The following is a 16235-nucleotide window of genomic DNA, read 5'->3' on the forward strand; positions in this document are numbered from 1 at the left end:
TCTTCACCGGCATCAGCACTCCTCATGCTAGTCGCATGATGCCCGGTTACGCATTGGTCACCGGGTCCTGCTCATCAGTCGGGCCTGCCTCCTCCGGCGGTGACATTGTCGCCCGGCGTAAGGTGCCGACCAGACTTGCCAGCACCAGCGCTACGCCTGCTGCCACCGCGCCAAATGACAGTACGCTCACCACAGGCGTAAACAGCTTGCCTAACACGCCTAATCCCAGTGCGCCGACAGAATCCCCGGTCACATCCTGCGCGGTGCCCAGACTGTTCACGCGGCCGAGCAAAGCGTCAGGCGTATGGTGTTGAATCAGCATATATTGCAGCAGCGAAGCGATCGCGTTGCAGTAGCCATACACCACCAGTGCCAGCAGGGCCGGGATAAAGTGGCTGTACAGTCCCAGCGAAGCAATGGCCAGAAACGCGCAGGTGGCGCTGATCAGGACCAGCACACCTGGACGGGCATAACCCGGCACCCAGCCGCTGGTAAAGGCACCAATCATGGCCCCCAGCGGCACGGCGGAATACATCAGACCAATCGCCGAAGCGTCAGCGTGATAGCTGATAGCCAGCGCCGGGAACAGAATACGCACCGCGCCGACGATGCTCACCAGCATGCCCAGCAGCACCACGGAACCCACCACCTTCTGCTGGCAGACAAACTGAACGCCGCTGGCCAGGGCGCGCAGCGGATGCTCCGGCTCCTGCGCTTCCGGCTTCATCGACGGCAGACGCACCAGCGGGATTAACGTTGCCAGCGTACCGACAGCCGCCACGGCAAAGGCCCAGCCCACGCCGCCCGCCACAATAATCACCCCGCCAATGGCCGGGGAGAGGATAGCCCCGAGACGTACGGTCACCATACTCAGCGCACCGGCCGCGCCGAGGTTCTCACGCCCGACCAGCAGCGGGATCACCGCCATTAATGCCGTCATCCCCAACGCCCCGAAGAAACCGTCCCAGGCGGCCAGCAAATACAGTGCCCACAAAGAGGGTTCCGGCAGAAACGCATTCAGACTGAGGGCCGCGAAGCCGATGCCGCAGGTACCACGGGCAAACAGAATCAGCTTACGACGATCGAGGCGGTCTGCGAGGATGCCACCCAGCATCAATCCGATAAACATCCCGATCCCATCCAGCATCACGGCCACACCCACCTGAAGCGTGGAGCCTGTCATGGCCTGGATCTGAATCGGTACGCCGACTGCCAGCATACCGAGTGAGAATACGGACAGCATGCGGGCACAAAAGATGGCGCGGAAATGGGCGTTATTTTTCAGCAGGCTGAAATCAAGCAGAATGGAGGGCTTTGCCATGAGTATCCATGTAGTTAATAGGGCTCAATGCCTGGCGGCCGGAATGCTGTCCGGTGCGGCGCGTAAGGATGCCGATGTTTTTCTGGCGGGGCGCATGGTAACATATTTGGTTAGTAACGTTAATGATAATAATACTCATATTCATTTGCATATGAAGAGGATCTCTCAGGGATGTCATTGCAGCAAGCTTCCCCCCCATCTGCTCCGTTGTCGCAAGGCCTTTCGCGCAGCGCGGGTGTCATCATCTGTCTGATATTACTGACGGCGGTCAGCCTGGCGAGCCTGATGCTTGGGGCCAAACCCATCGCGCCTGCCCTGGTGTGGCAGAGTCTTTCCGGCCAGATCACTAACGCCGATAGCATCATTATTCTCAATGCCCGTCTGCCGCGTACGCTGGCCGGGATCCTCGTGGGTCTGGCGCTGGGCGGTGCAGGGGCGGTGATCCAGGCACTGACGCGTAATCCGCTGGCAGACCCCGGCATTCTCGGCGTCAATGCCGGGGCCAGCTTCGCGATGGCAATTGGCATTACCCTGTTTGGCGTCAGCGGCATGGCAGGCTGGCTTGGCTTTGCCTGGGGCGGTGCGCTGATTGCCAGCATTGCGGTCTGGGCGATTGGTACACTCAGCGGCGGCCGGGTCAATCCGGTGCGACTGACGCTGGCCGGGGTGGCACTGAGTGCGGTATTGGGGGGGCTGACTTCGTCGCTGTCGCTGCTCAATCCGCAGACCTTTGACCAGCTGCGCTTCTGGCAGGCGGGAACGCTGGATATCCGTTCCTCAGCGAACCTGATGCTGGTGGCCCCGGCGATAGTCGTCGGCGCGGTGCTGGCACTCGCGGCATCGCGTTCACTGAACAGTCTCAGTATGGGTGAAGACATTGCCGCCGCGCTCGGCACCCGGGTGCTGCTGGTGCGCCTGCTGGCGCTGCTGTCGGTGATGCTGCTGTGTGGATCGGCCACGGCGCTGGTGGGGCCCATTGGTTTTGTTGGCCTGATGGTGCCCCATGTTGCGCGCTGGTGGGTGGGGGCCGATCAGCGCTGGATCCTGATTTATTCGTTTCTGATGGCCCCGGTGCTGTTGCTGACCGCCGATATTGCCGGGCGTTTTATGGCACAGGGTGAACTGCGGGTGTCGATTGTCACCGCATTGATCGGTGCGCCAGTCTTAATCTGGTTAGTCCGTAGCCGCAAACATTAAGGATGACAGGATGCACAGTAAAACCTTACTGATCGGCCGTGCTGACGGCTGGCTCAATCTGCGCCTGGCGTCCCGGGTGCTGTGGGCGAACCTGACGCTGATCGTTCTCGCTGCACTGCTGGCGCTGTTTGCGCTGTGCTACGGCACGCTGAGCATCAGCCCGGGGCAGGTGTGGCAGGCGTTGCAGGGGGAAGGGCCGCGCGGATTTATGACCGTTATCGCACAGTGGCGTGCACCGCGTGCGGTGATGGCGCTGGTGCTGGGGGCGGGCCTTGGCGTCAGCGGGGCGATCTTCCAGTCGGCGATCCGCAACCCGCTCGGCAGCCCGGATGTGGTGGGTTTTAATACCGGGGCGTTTACCGGGGCGCTGGTGATGATTATCGGCTTTGGCGGCAGCTACTATCAGATTGCCGCCGGAGCGCTGGTGGGCGGTATTGGTTCGGCGGCGCTGGTTTATCTGCTGGCGTGGCGCCAGGGGATTGTGGGTTTCCGCCTGATTATTGTCGGGATTGGCGTGGGCGCGGTGTTGTCGGCGCTCAATACCTGGCTGATTGTCAGCGCCTCGCTGGAGAGTGCCATGAGTGCTGCGCTGTGGGGGGCGGGATCGCTTAACGGCATCACCTGGGCGAAAGGGCAGCCTGCGCTGCTGCTGGTGCCACTGACCATTATGGTGTCGCTGGCGCTCAGCCGCCGTTTGCAGCTGATGGAAATGGGCGACGACAGTGCGCGGGCGCTGGGGGTGAATGCTGAGTCCAGCCGTCTGTGGCTGATGCTGTGCGGCATTATTCTCACGGCAATTGCCACCGCCAGCGCCGGGCCGATTGCCTTTATTGCGCTGGCTGCGCCGCAGATTGCCCGCCGCCTGACCGGTGCCAGCGCGGTGCCGCTTTTTTCCGCCGCCACCACCGGGGCGCTGCTGTTGCTGACGGCCGATGTGATCGCTCAGCATGCGTTTAACGGGATACAACTGCCGGTGGGGGCTGTTACCGTCAGCATCGGTGGTGTTTATCTCATCTGGTTACTTATCAGGGAGTCACGACGTTAATCATGGATACTTCTTTATCCCCCCGTCTTCAGGCCGCTGGCGTGACGCTCGCCTACGATCAGAAAGTGATCGCCAGTGAGCTTAGCGTGCAGATCCCCGACCGCCAGTTTACGGTGATTATTGGCCCTAACGCCTGCGGTAAGTCAACGCTGTTGCGCGCCCTGTGTCGGCTGCTGAAACCGCGTAGCGGCCAGGTGCTGCTCGATGGTCATGATATTCATCAGATGGGCACCAAAGCGCTTGCCCGCCAGCTGGGTCTGTTGCCACAGCATGCGATTGTCCCGGAGGGGATCAGCGTGGCCGATCTGGTGGCACGTGGACGCTATCCGCATCAGAGCTTACTGAAGCAGTGGAGTGAAGCCGACCGTGAGGCGGTGGCGGTGGCAATGCAGGCCACCAATGTCAGTGAACTGGCACAACGGAATGTGGATGAACTGTCCGGCGGCCAGCGCCAGCGCGTGTGGGTGGCGATGGTGCTGGCGCAGCAGACGCCACTGCTGTTGCTGGATGAACCGACCACCTGGCTGGATATCGCCCACCAGATTGAGCTGCTGGATCTGTTCCGTCAGTTAAATCAGGAGCACGGGCATACGCTGGTGGCGGTGCTGCATGATCTGAATCAGGCCTGTCGTTACGCCGACCACTTAATCGTGATGAAGGAAGGGCAGATTATCGCCCAGGGTAAACCCGCTGAGATTGTGGATGCACAGCTGGTGCGGCAGGTGTTTGGCATGAGTAGCGTGGTGATTGACGATCCGGTGTCACATACGCCGATGATCGTGCCGTGCGGGCGTTATCATCAGCCCCCACAGGTATCGCTGTAGGGGCGAGGCACGCCTCGTCCGGTGCGGAATAACAAGGGTCGGGCATGCCCGACCCCTACGAGTATTGTTGTTGGGGCGAGGCACGCCTCGTCCGGTGCGGAATAACAAGGGTCGGGCATGCCCGACCCCTACGGGTATTGTTGTTGGGGCGAGGCACGCCTCGTCCGGTGCGGAATAACAAGGGTCGGGCATGCCCGACCCCTACGAGTATTGTTGTTGGGGCGAGGCACGCCTCGTCCGGTGCGGAATAACAAGGGTCGGGCATGCCCGACCCCTACGAGTATTGTTGTTGGGGCGAGGAACGCCTCGCCCGGTGCGGAATAACAAGGATCGGGCATGCCCGACCCCTACGGGTATTGCTGCAGGGGCGAGGCACGCCTCGTCCGGTGCGGAATAACAAGGGTCGGGCATGCCCGACCCCTACGGGTATTGTTGTTGGGGCGAGGCACGCCTCGTCCGGTGCGGAATAACAAGGGTCGGGCATGCCCGACCCCTACGGGTATTGTTCCGGGGTGAGGCACGCCTCGTCCGGTGCGGAATAACAAGGATCGGGCATGCCCGACCCCTACGGGTATTGCTGTAGGGGCGAGGCACGCCTCGTCCGGTGCGGAATAACAAGGGTCGGGCATGCCCGACCCCTACGGGTATTGTTGTTGGGGCAGGCACGCCTCGTCCGGTGCGGAATAACAAGGGTCGCGCATGCCCGACCCCTACGGGTATTGTTCCAGGGGTGAGGCACGCCTCGTCCGGTGCGGAATAACAAGGGTCGCGCATGCCCGACCCCTACGGGTATTGTTCCAGGGTGAGGCACGCCTCGTCCGGTGCGGAATAACAAGGGTCGGGCATGCCCGACCCCTACGGGTATTGTTGTTGGGGCGAGGCACGCCTCGTCCGGTGCGGAATAACAAGGGTCGCGCATGCCCGACCCCTACGGGTATTGTTCCGGGGTGAGGCACGCCTCGTCCGGTGCGGAATAACAAGGGTCGGGCATGCCCGACCCCTACGGGTATTGCTGCAGGGGCGAGGCACGCCTCGCCCGGTGCGGAATAACAAGGGTCGGGCATGCCCGACCCCTACGGGTATTGTTGTTGGGGCGAGGCACGCCTCGTCCGGTGCGGAATAACAAGGGTCGGGCATGCCCGACCCCTACGGGTATTGTTCCAGGGGTGAGGCACGCCTCGTCCGGTGCGGAATAACACGGGTCGGGCATGCCCGACCCCTACGGGTATTGTTGTTGGGGCGAGGAACGCCTCGTCCGGTGCGGAATAACACGGGTCGGGCATGCCCGACCCCTACGGGTATTGTTCCAGGGGTGAGGCACGCCTCGTCCGGTGCGGAATAACAGGGTTCGTTGTAGGGGCGAGGCACGCCTCGCCGGGTGTGGAATAACAAGGATCGGGTATGCCCGACCCCTACGGGTAATGTTCCAGGGGCGAGGTACGCCTCGTCCGGTGCGGAATAACAAGGATCGGGCATGCCCGACCCCTACGGGTATTGCTGTTGGGGCGAGGCACGCCTCGTCCGGTGCGGAATAACAGGGTTCGTTGTAGGGGCGAGGCACGCCTCGTCCGGTACGGAATAACTAGGATCGGGTATGCCCGACCCCTACGGGTATTGCTGTAGGGGCGAGGTACGCCTCGCCCGCTGCGGGCAGGTCGCCCTTCTTTACGCCAGGTCCGGGCACGCCTCCATCAGCTCTGCCAGCAATGGCCCCAGCGTCACCAGCGTTTCCGGTGACAGGATATCCATATGCTCGCAGGCCAGTTCGTGGATCTGCACTTGCTGAAGATAAGGCGCCCAGCTGTCTTTCACATCCATTCCCTCAGGCAGGGTATTTTTCGCCACAAACAGCGTGGCCTGCCCTTCAAAGCGTGGTGTCCTGGCGGTACTCAGGCGCTCAACCGCATCGGCATAGTTTGCGACGATAGTGCTGAACATTTCCGCCTTCTCTGCCAGTAACAGCGCATCGTCATCAGTAGAGGCCATAAACTCGGCCTCCTCGCGCGCCACTTCGGCACGCGCATCCTCTTCCGACGGGCTGGTCCAGTCCTGGCCTTCCGGCGGATAGGTATCCAGCAGCCCGAGGAAGTTCACCTGTTCTCCCTGCTGTTGCAAACGTGCCGCAATACCGTGGGCGAGGGTGCCGCCCAGCGAGTAGCCCAGTAAGTGATACGGACCGTGCGGCTGAATGCTGCGCAGCGTCGCCAGATGGCGTTCGCACATTTCATCCACACTTGCGCAGCGGGCAATCACGCCGTTCGGGCGTGGCGATTGCAGGCCAACAATCGGGAAGTTGCCCCCGAGATGACGCATCATGCCGGAGTACTGCCAGGCAAAGCCGGAAGCCGGGTGAATACAGAACAGCACCGGTCCTGTACCGCTGCGGAACGGCAGGCTTTCGCCGTTGGCACGGTTGTCCGCGTTCACGCCACGCGCACTGTCATCCAGCAGGCGTGCCATGTTTTCCACACTACGTGCGGCCATGATCTGCCCGATAGAGAGCGGTTGTGGCAGACGACGGCGCAGTTCGGCGGCCAGGCGCATCGCCAGCAGCGAGTGCCCCCCCAGCGCGAAGAAGTCATCATCGGCATAGACCGTGTCACGCGCCAGCAGGCTGGAGAACAAGGTCACCAGCAGTTGCTCATGCAGGCCCTGTGCGGGACGACCTTCAGACTGCGGTGTCTGCGGCAACGGCAGGGACTTACGGTCCAGCTTGCCGTTAGCGCTGAGCGGGAAGTGGTCCGTCAGCGCATAGCTGACGGGCAACATATGCGCCGGTAAGCGCTGTGCCACTTGCTGATGCACAACGGCGGTATCCAGTGTGACACCGGGCTGTGCGATCAGCCACGCCACCAGCTGACGCGCATCGGCACCCACGGATGCCACACTGCCGAGTTCACGGGCGGCCACAACGGTCTGTGCCACGCCATCAACGGTTAACAATGCCTGTTCAATTTCGCCCAGCTCAATACGCAGCCCACGAATTTTCAGCTGATCGTCACTGCGTCCCAGATACTCAACGGCCCCGTTCTCCAGCCAGCGGGCAATGTCCCCGGTGCGGTACATCCGTTCACCGTCCGCAAACGGGTCGGCGACGAAGCGTTGCGACGTCAGGTCGGCGCGATACAGATAGCCGTCTGCCAGCTGCACGCCGCACAGGTAGAGATCGCCCGCCACGCCGAGCGGCACCGGGCGCAGCAGCCCGTCGAGGATGCGCAGTTCCGTGTTCCACACCGGGTAACCAATCGGCACGCCTGCGCCGCTGCATTGTCGCAAGCTTTCGCCGCTGGCCGGATGGTATGTGACATCAACGGCGGCTTCGGTTGGGCCATAGAGGTTGTGCAGCGGTGCCGCGATCAGCGCCTCATATCTGGCGGCCAGATCGCAGGAGAGGGCTTCACCGCTACAGAACACGCGTTGCAGGCTGTGGCACCCTTTGTCGCTGCCGTCACGGCTTTCCAGCGCGGTGACCCACGCGGCGAGCATCGAAGGCACAAAGTGCATTGTCGTCACGGAATAATCTTCAATCAGCTGCACCAGCGCATCCGGATCGCGATGGGCTTCCGGCGGAGCCATCAGTAACTGAGCACCGACCATCAGCGGCCAGAAGAACTCCCACACGGAGACGTCGAAGCTGCACGGTGTTTTCTGCAACACCACGTCATTCGCCTCCATCGGGTATTCATCCTGCATCCACCACAGGCGGTTAACAATCGCCTGCTGACCGACCACCACGCCTTTCGGGCGCCCGGTCGATCCGGAGGTATACAGCACATACGCCGGACGCTGCGGATCGGCGGCAGGCAACGAATGCGTCGGCTGACGCTGTTCGTCTTCCAGCCGATCAAAGGCCAGAATCGGCCCCATCACTGCAAAGCGTGCGGCTAAGGTGCTTTCACTGATAATCAGGCGTGGACGGGAGTCCTCCACCATCAGCGCAAGACGGTCGTCCGGATAACCGGTATCCAGCGGCAGCCAGGCGGCACCGGCCTGAAGAATAGCGGTCAGGGCCAGGCTCAGGCGCACCGAACGCGGCAGGGCGACGGCAACGATATCACCCGGTTGTACCCCGGCCTCAATCAGACGGTCTGCCAGCAGACGTGCCTGCTGCTGCATCTGGCGATAGGTCAGACGGTGCTCGCTGTCCAGCAGGGCCAGCGCGTCTGGCGTGCGGTTGACCTGCTGCTCAATGGCCCCTTGCAGCGTGCCTGCGGCCACCGGGTAAGCGGTATTATTGATGCTGGCAATCAGCGCCTGTTCGTCAGGGGTTTGCAGCTGCCAGCGTGCCAGCGGCAGGTCGGGCTGCGCCACCAGCTGAGCAATCAGCATCAGCAGGCGTTCAGCAAAGCGTTGCGGATGTGGCACCGCATCGCGGTACTCCATCAGCAGGTGCAGACGCTCACCCGGCAGCACCAGTAGGGTAAGCGGATAGTGGGTATAACCCCGGTTGCCGATATGGTCACAGCGCAGGCCATTGTGGCCCTGCAACAGATCGGCGTTATCCGGGTAGTTTTCCACCACCAGCAGAGTGTCAAACAGCGTACCGCTGCCGGCCAGCTGTTGGATCTCACCCAGACCGAGATCGTCATGTTCGATCAGCTGGATCTGCTGAGCCTGGTGATCGGCCAGCTGATCGAGTAGCGGACGCTGGCTGTCGAAACGCACGCGCACAGGCAGGGTGTTACTGAACAGGCCAACGTGCTGCTCCTGGCCGTCAATCTGGCCGAAGCGACCGGAAACCGGTGAACCAAACACCACGTCCTGGTGGCCGCTTTCAATCGCCAGCTGCATTCCCCAGATGCCCTGCATCACGCTGTTCAGCGTCAGGCCCCGGCTGCGGCACAGTGCCAGCAGGCCGCGTTCCAGATCGGGTTCCAGCACCAGACCCAGGTCGTGCACCGGACCGTTATGGGGATCGTCACCAAACAGCAGCGTGGGACGCACATCCTGCAACACCTGCTGCCACAGCTGGCGGGAGGCGTTGGCATCACGCGAGGTTAACTGACGCACGATATCCGTGTAGCTGAAGCGATGCGGCGTCAGGGCCTGCGGGCCGTGGTACAGCGCGGTAAACAGATCGCCTAAGATCACCGGCGTTGACCAGCCATCCACCACCAGGTGATGGGCGTTCAGCATCAGTGTAAAGCGGTCACTGTCAGCATGCTGCACCAGCAGTGCATGCAGCATCACCGGCTGGCTGAACAGATCCCGTGCCAGCTCGCGTTTCTCCAGCGCCAGTAGCGCCTCGGTTTCTTCAGCCACTGACAGGGCAGGGAGCACGTGGCGATCCAGCGTCCAGAGCGAGGATTCCAGCGGCAGAACCGGGATCAGTTGTAACGGCTGTAGTGTCTGCTCACTGTCAAAGCGGGCCGCCAGCTGCGGATGGTGACGAACTACCGCATCCAGTGCGGCACGCAGGCGATTCTCATCCAGCGCACCGCTAAAGCTCAGGCGCGTCAGTGAGTTATAGCTGCCGCTGCTGTCGGCGGTGGCGGCATGGAACAGCAACCCTTTTTGCAGCGGTAGCAGCGGCAGAACAGCGGCCAGCGGGCCATGACGCTCACCCAACTGAACGACATCCTGCTGGCTGACGCCGTCAATGGCGACCTCGGCGGCCACTAAGGTATCCGCCGCTTCCTGTGGATGACGATGGGCGAAATCGCTCAGCGCATCGCAGGCACCGGCCAGCGCCAGGTGCAGGGCATCAATATCCTGCTCGCTGAATACCCCATTCAGCCAGCCCCAGTTAACCGCCAGCTGCGGCAGCGCGCCGGTTTCATCCACGAAGATATTAATTTCCAGGCTGTGCAGCTGCGGCATGTCAGGTGACTGATGTACCGCAAAGGCATCGCGGAAATGTTTACGCGTCCGCTGTGGCGTCCACAGGCCCTCTGCGGCACTGAAACGCCCGAGGTAGTTAAACAGCACTTCCGGCGCATGCTGCTGTGCCAGCGGCTTTAACTGGGTGGAACGCACCGCATCAAGATAGCGCAGCTGGCCGTAGCCAACGCCACGATCCGGCACGGCACGCAGCACGCTTTTGACCGCGCGCAGGGCATCGCGCAGGCTGCCGGTATCGCCTTCATCCAGCGTGACCAGCAACGGATACTCGGCGGTCAGCCAGCCGACGGTGCGGGCCAGATCATGGTCACCCGCCAGTTCGGCGCGGCCATGCGATTCCAGGGTGTAGCGCAGCTGGCTGACCTTAAAGCGGTCGATCAGCGCCAGTGACAGTGCGCACAGCAGCGTCTCTTCCACGCTGGCACGATACTGCTGCGGCAGCGTGGTCAGCAGCGCCTGGGTTTGCGCACCGTCAAGCAGCGTACGCTTCTCTTTCAGTTCGCTGTGGGTATCCTGCGGATGCAGCGCCCGCTGGCCGAGCAGCGGCACCGGATGCTGCAACATGCTCTGCCAGAAAGGCAGCTCAGCGGCACGACGGGAGACGTTGCTTAACAGCGCAGCGGACCAGTCATGCAGTGATGTCTCTTCCGGCGGCAGGGTCAGCGGGGTGCCGCTGATGGCGGCCTCCGCTGCCTGACGCAGTTCATCCAGCAGTACACGCCAGGACACACCGTCCACCACCAGGTGATGGATCACCAGCACCAGGCCAAAGGCCCGCTCGTTCTGCTGGAGCAGCGTGGCCTGCATCATCACGCCGTTCTCCGGGTCGAGGCGGGTGACGGCGGCGTCGAAGGCATCTTCTGCGCAGGCTTCCGGGGCATCATGCAGCGGCTGGGCGGTGACCCAGCGGGTAAATCCGGCAGGACGAGGTTCACCCACCACCAGCTGCCCGTCACGGGTAAAGGCGGCCAGCGCCGGGTGTGCGCGGCTCAGCGTGGTCAGTGCCTGCTCAAGGTGAGCACGCTGCAATGCCTCAGGGACCTGCAGGAACACGCCGTGCGCAAAGCGCTGATTAATGCCGCCATGTTCGTTAAACCATTGCAGGATGGGTAAGCCGCTGATGGCACCGTGCTGCGCCACGTTATTGACGGCGGTGCGGGTGGTCAGCAGGGGCATATTTTGTGCCATACGTGCCGGGGTACGCTGGGCGAAGATATCGCGCGGACGCAGCAGATAACCCGCACGGCGGGCGGCCGTGCCCAGCCCCATCGCGGAAATACTGTCCCCACCCAGCGCGAAGAAATCATCGTCAGCGCCGACGCGTTCCATTCCCAGCAGGTCAGCAACGGCCTGGCAGATCAGGGTTTCCTGTGCGCCCTGCGGCTCGCGTCCGGGTTTAAATGCCACCTGCTGCGGCTCAGGGAGGGCCTGGCGGTCAATTTTGCCGTTCACGTTCAGCGGCAGTTCATCCATCACCACCAGGATCGCGGGCACCATGTAGTCGGGCAGGGTGACTGCCAGTTTCGCCAGCAGTTTTGCGGATAACTGATCGTCGGCACGCAGGGCATCGTCATACACCGAGCAGTAGCCAATCAGGCGGTTGGTGGCACCGATAGGCTGAGCAATCACCACGGCGGTGCTGACCTCATCCAGCGCCACCAGCGCATTTTCCACTTCGCCCAGCTCAATACGGAAACCACGCACCTTGATCTGGTGGTCAACGCGGCCGATAAAGGCCAGCTGACCATCGCTGCGCCAGCGCATCAGATCGCCGCTGCGGTACATCACTTCCCCCTCCAGGAACGGGTTAGCGACAAAACGGGCGGCGGTCAGATCCGGGCGACGCAGGTAGCCACGGGCAATCCCGGTACCGGAAATGTACAGCTCGCCCACACAGCCGACCGGAACCGGACGCAGTCTGCTGTCCAGTAGCCACACCTGGGTGTTACCGACCGGGCGGCCGATCACCGGCTGATCAGAGACCATCACGCTGGCACCCAGGGTATCGATGGTGTACTCAGACGGACCGTAATAGTTATGGATCTCCAGTTCCGGGTGCTGCTGCATCAGTTTCCACAGCGTTGGCGTCGCCGCCTCACCGCCGATCATCACAAACGCCGGACGGTGGCTTTCTGGCTCAAACAGCCCGGCATCAATCATCTGTGAGAAGAAAGAAGGGGTGATATCCAGCAGGTCAACCGGCACCTGTTTCATCTTCTGCAACAGCGCCCAGGCATCGCGCCGTAGCTCTTCGTCGAAGATATTCAGCTCGCAGCCCATCATCATGCAGAACAGCGGTTCCCATGAGGAGTCGAAGGAGAAAGAGGCGGTGTGGCCGGTACGCATACGGCGCGGCTGGCTGCGATGGAAGCGCTCAATCGCCGGGCCGAACAGGTTAGCCTGATGGGAAAGGAACAGGTTGAGCAGTCCGGCGTGAGTACTCATCACGCCTTTCGGGCGCCCGGTGGAACCGGAGGTGTAGATCATATACGCCAGGTGTTCACCACGCTGGGCAACACGGCGCTCGCTGTCGCTCACCGGGGTGGCAGCATGCGCATCACAGACGGCACGCACGGCAGCATCATCAATGCAGAGATACTCACCGTCCGGCATCTGGGCCACGGTGCTGCTGTGCGTCAGCAGCAGCTGCGGTTGTGCGTCATCGCACATCAGCGCCAGACGCTCACGCGGGTAGTCGAGGTCCAGCGGCATATAAGCGGCACCGCTGACCAGCACACCGAAGATCGCCACCAGCGAATCAACGGAGCGCGGGATACCAATAGCCACCACGTCTTCGGCACCCAGGCCGCGCGCGATCAGCTCGCGAGCCAGCTGCATGGCACGGGCAGAAAGCTGGCCGTAGGTCAGGCTGATATCGCCGCAGGCCACGGCGATCGCATCCGGCTGCGCGTCCACCTGGCGTTGTAACATCGCCAGAATCGACACCACGCCTTCTTGCGGCGTGACGCTGATCCCCTGGGACCAGCGGGCAATCTGCTGCTGCTCATCGTCGGCAATCAGCGCCAGGCGGGAGAGCGCTTGCTGTGGCTGCTGCGCCAGCTGGTTTGCCAGGAACGCAATGCGTTCACCGTGCCAGGCCAGCGTTTGCGCGTCATATTTCCCGGCGTTGGCGACCAGTGTGACCTGCAACTGGCCGCGCTGGAAGCCGATTTCGAACTCCAGATCGTCGACCGGGCCCATCGCCAGGGTGTGGCTGATGGCATCAATGCCGTCAAAGGTCAGGCTGTCGTGATAGACCTTCAGGTTGATCACCGGGCCATACAGCGACTGGCTGCTGCCGACCAGACCAAGGTCACGGCGCAGTTGTTCTGCCTCGTAACGTTGATGGCGGCGAACCTGTTTAATCTCGCTCTGTAAGGCCCGGCTGATATCGGCCAGCGTCATGCTGTCTTCAATATCCAGCAGCAGCGGCAGAACGTTGACCACCGGGCCGGTGGCGGCCAGCGCGGCGGAACCCATGCGGCGCATAAACGGGAAACCAATGCTCAGGCGGGATTCACCGCTGATGCGTGCCAGATAGGCGACCAGCAGGGCGCTGGCAATTTCTGCCGGGGCGTTCTCCTGCAAGCCGGGCTGATGGGTCAGCGCCGCCAGCAACGCCGGGGGCAGGATCACCTGTTGTTTTAACGGTGCGCCGTGGGCGCTGGCGGTAAAGGTTTCGCTGGAGAGCGAAATCGCCGTCGGGAAGTGCTCTGCGTGCTGTTGCCAGAACAGGGCGGCACGTTCACAGGCGGGTGAATGCTGCCAGGCCTGATACTCAGCGACCACTTCGCCAAAGGAGATAAACGGCGATGCCGCCGGTGTTTCACCCGCACGCAACGCCTGATAGATCGCTGCCACGCGGCGTGTCAGGGCCTCAAAGCTGAAGCCGTCGAGCATCAGATGGTGGTAGCGCTGATACCAGAACCAGCGATCGTCACTCACGCGGATCATCAGCTGGCGGTACAGCGGGCGGGCACCGTCTGCGGGCAGATCGGCGGCCAGATCGGCCTGCATCAGGTCGTGCGCGGCCTGCACGGCATCGCTGCGTGGGCTGAAATCAACCCATTCAACAGGCTGTACCTGTTCTGGGGTACGCGTATGAGGGAGTCGCTGCACGGCGCTGCCTTCATCAGAGAGGCCAAAGGTGGCCTGCACGGTATCGGCTTCGGACATCGCCTGGCGGATCGCCCTATCCAGCATCGGACGGTCAATATCGCCATGCAGTTCACTGTAGTGGGCAACGGCAAAGGTGTTTCTTGCGCTGGCGATCTGATCGGCAATCCAGATCCCTGGCTGCGCCGCAACCAGCGGATATTCGGTAAATTCGGCCTGTATTTCAGGCGTGATCTGAGCTTCTGACACGGTGGCAATTCCTGTCGTAAGAGGTAAAAACTGATCCCGTAGGGGCGACCTTTTTTCCGGCCGCCCGGGCTGGCTAACCTGCCGTTTTCAGCACGGCGGGGCGCATGTCGTGCCAGTTTTCTTCGATGTAACGAATGCATTCGGCGCGAGTATCCGGGCCGCTCACGGCCTTCCAGCCAGCAGGAACGTCGGAAAACGCTGGCCACAGGCTGTATTGCTGGCGTGCATTGAGCAGCACCAGGAAGTCGAGGGTTTCATCGTCGAAGGGATTTTGTTGTTCGGTCATGTTAATTACCTGTCTTTCCAGAATAGGGAGGTGTAATAAAGTCGGCGAGTAGCCAGCGTAAGCCGTCCAGCAGCCCGCCGCGCCAGCACAGGGCATCATGCCCGCCGGAGAAAATTCGGAAATTAATGTCATGCCCGCCTGCGAGCAGCGCCTGACGCATCTGTTGGTTAACCCAGGCCATATCGGCTTCGCGATCGCCCGCTTCCTGGAAGATCTTTAAGCGGCTGGCAGGCAGTACACCCTTGATGACCTGCCCGGTCAGCCAGCCCATCTCCTGCTCTCCGGCTTCGGAAAAGTGGGTGACCAGGCGGACGTTTGGCCACCAGAAGGAGCCAGACTGGCTGAGGATGCGGCCAAAGCGCCCGGGCCAGTGCAGCCCGGCATACATCGCCGCCAGGCCGCCGTAACTTTGCCCGGCGACCACGGTACGGTCGGCCTCTTCACTGAATTCCACACGGCTGCGCGCCAGCGGCAGCAATTCCTGCTGCACCGCCTGCCAGAATTCAGCATTGCAGGGCAGCTCTTTTTCGCGCCAGTCACCGTTAATCACATCAATCAACAGCCAGCAGGCGGCGGGCAGATGGCCGCTGTCGGTTTCGGCATGCAGCGCGGAATAAAGCGGTTGTCCGTCTGCCCAGTTCTGTCCATCCAGCAGAATCACCAGCGGGCGCTGCTCTGGGATCGCTGTACTGCCCGTGGTATAGAGCCAGATACGGCGCTGATTCCCCAGCAGGGCGCTGTCCCAGGTAAATTGTTGCAGCTGGTGGTTATCGGGGTGTATCGGCTGTCCGCTGTCCAGCGCGTGCCACGCAGACTGGTCCGGCGCCGCGGGCATATGCGCGGCCGACAGCGCGTGCCCGCGGCTGTTGAGGTGGGCACAGCTGCGATTTAACGGGTCGGCAATCGCCAGCGGGAACAGAGATATCCACCATTCGCGCTGTTGTTTGCGGCGTGTGTCGTCATCGGTGCTAAAAGTGGGGGGGAGTTGCTCAGCGTTTACCGGGATCAGGCTGTAACTGCCACGCCAGTGCTCATCAATCTCCGTTGACCAGTGCCAGACATCGGTTCCCGCCAGGCGTTGCAAACTTTGCGGCTGCGGGCTGTGGTGGTCGGTCACGCAGTTAATATCCACATAAACCTGATGTATCGCAGAGCGGGTTTCGTCACCTGCCGGGTCACGCCAGAAATAGTTCATCCGGACTGTTCCTTCAGCAAAGGCTTCAACCAGTGGCGTGCCATGTTGCGCAATGCGCCGCCACCAGCTCTCTTCACCCACGTTATCGGCGGCCAGCAGCTGTGCTGCATGACCTGCGGGCTGACGCATCGGCCATAATGTGTGCCGTGTTGTCACGATAA

At 62.1% G+C, this 16235-nt stretch carries 7 protein-coding genes; 3 read left to right on the top strand and 4 right to left on the bottom strand.

Annotation, left to right across the window (positions count from 1 at the left end; genetic code table 11):
- Positions 1-46: 46 nt before the first annotated feature.
- Complete coding sequence (entS, locus tag LJN55_RS09030; protein ID WP_227536066.1) at positions 47-1321, bottom strand: enterobactin transporter EntS; 1275 nt, start codon at positions 1319-1321, stop codon at positions 47-49.
- A gap of 171 nt (positions 1322-1492) precedes the next feature.
- Between entS and fepD the strand changes: the two genes are divergently transcribed.
- Genes fepD through LJN55_RS09045 form a run of 3 tightly spaced genes read left to right on the top strand, consistent with a single transcriptional unit; the run spans position 1493 to position 4387 of the window.
- Entirely contained in the window at positions 1493-2518 is a 1026-nt protein-coding gene (gene fepD, locus LJN55_RS09035; RefSeq protein ID WP_133843077.1) for a Fe(3+)-siderophore ABC transporter permease, read from the top strand.
- Positions 2519-2528: 10 nt separating this feature from the next.
- A complete protein-coding gene (gene fepG, locus LJN55_RS09040; RefSeq protein ID WP_227536067.1) occupies positions 2529-3563 on the top strand; it encodes an iron-enterobactin ABC transporter permease in 1035 nt (344 codons plus the stop codon).
- Between the two features lie 2 nt (positions 3564-3565).
- Positions 3566-4387, top strand: coding sequence for an ABC transporter ATP-binding protein (locus LJN55_RS09045; RefSeq protein WP_227536068.1), 822 nt, complete (start codon positions 3566-3568; stop codon positions 4385-4387).
- A gap of 1665 nt (positions 4388-6052) precedes the next feature.
- Here LJN55_RS09045 and LJN55_RS09050 read toward each other — a convergent pair.
- The 3 genes from LJN55_RS09050 to fes all read right to left on the bottom strand — a co-directional run bounded on the left by LJN55_RS09050 (position 6053) and on the right by fes (position 16203).
- A complete protein-coding gene (locus LJN55_RS09050; RefSeq protein ID WP_227536069.1) occupies positions 6053-14593 on the bottom strand; it encodes a non-ribosomal peptide synthetase in 8541 nt (2846 codons plus the stop codon).
- 73 nt (positions 14594-14666) lie between these two features.
- Positions 14667-14879, bottom strand: a complete 213-nt coding sequence (locus tag LJN55_RS09055; RefSeq protein ID WP_133843085.1) for an MbtH family protein — start codon at positions 14877-14879, stop codon at positions 14667-14669.
- A 1-nt stretch (position 14880) separates the two neighbouring features.
- Complete coding sequence (gene fes / locus LJN55_RS09060) at positions 14881-16203, bottom strand: enterochelin esterase (RefSeq protein ID WP_227536366.1); 1323 nt, start codon at positions 16201-16203, stop codon at positions 14881-14883.
- Positions 16204-16235: the final 32 nt, after the last annotated feature.

The sequence above is a fragment of the Erwinia rhapontici genome (genome assembly GCF_020683125.1).
GTDB lineage: Bacteria > Pseudomonadota > Gammaproteobacteria > Enterobacterales > Enterobacteriaceae > Erwinia > Erwinia rhapontici.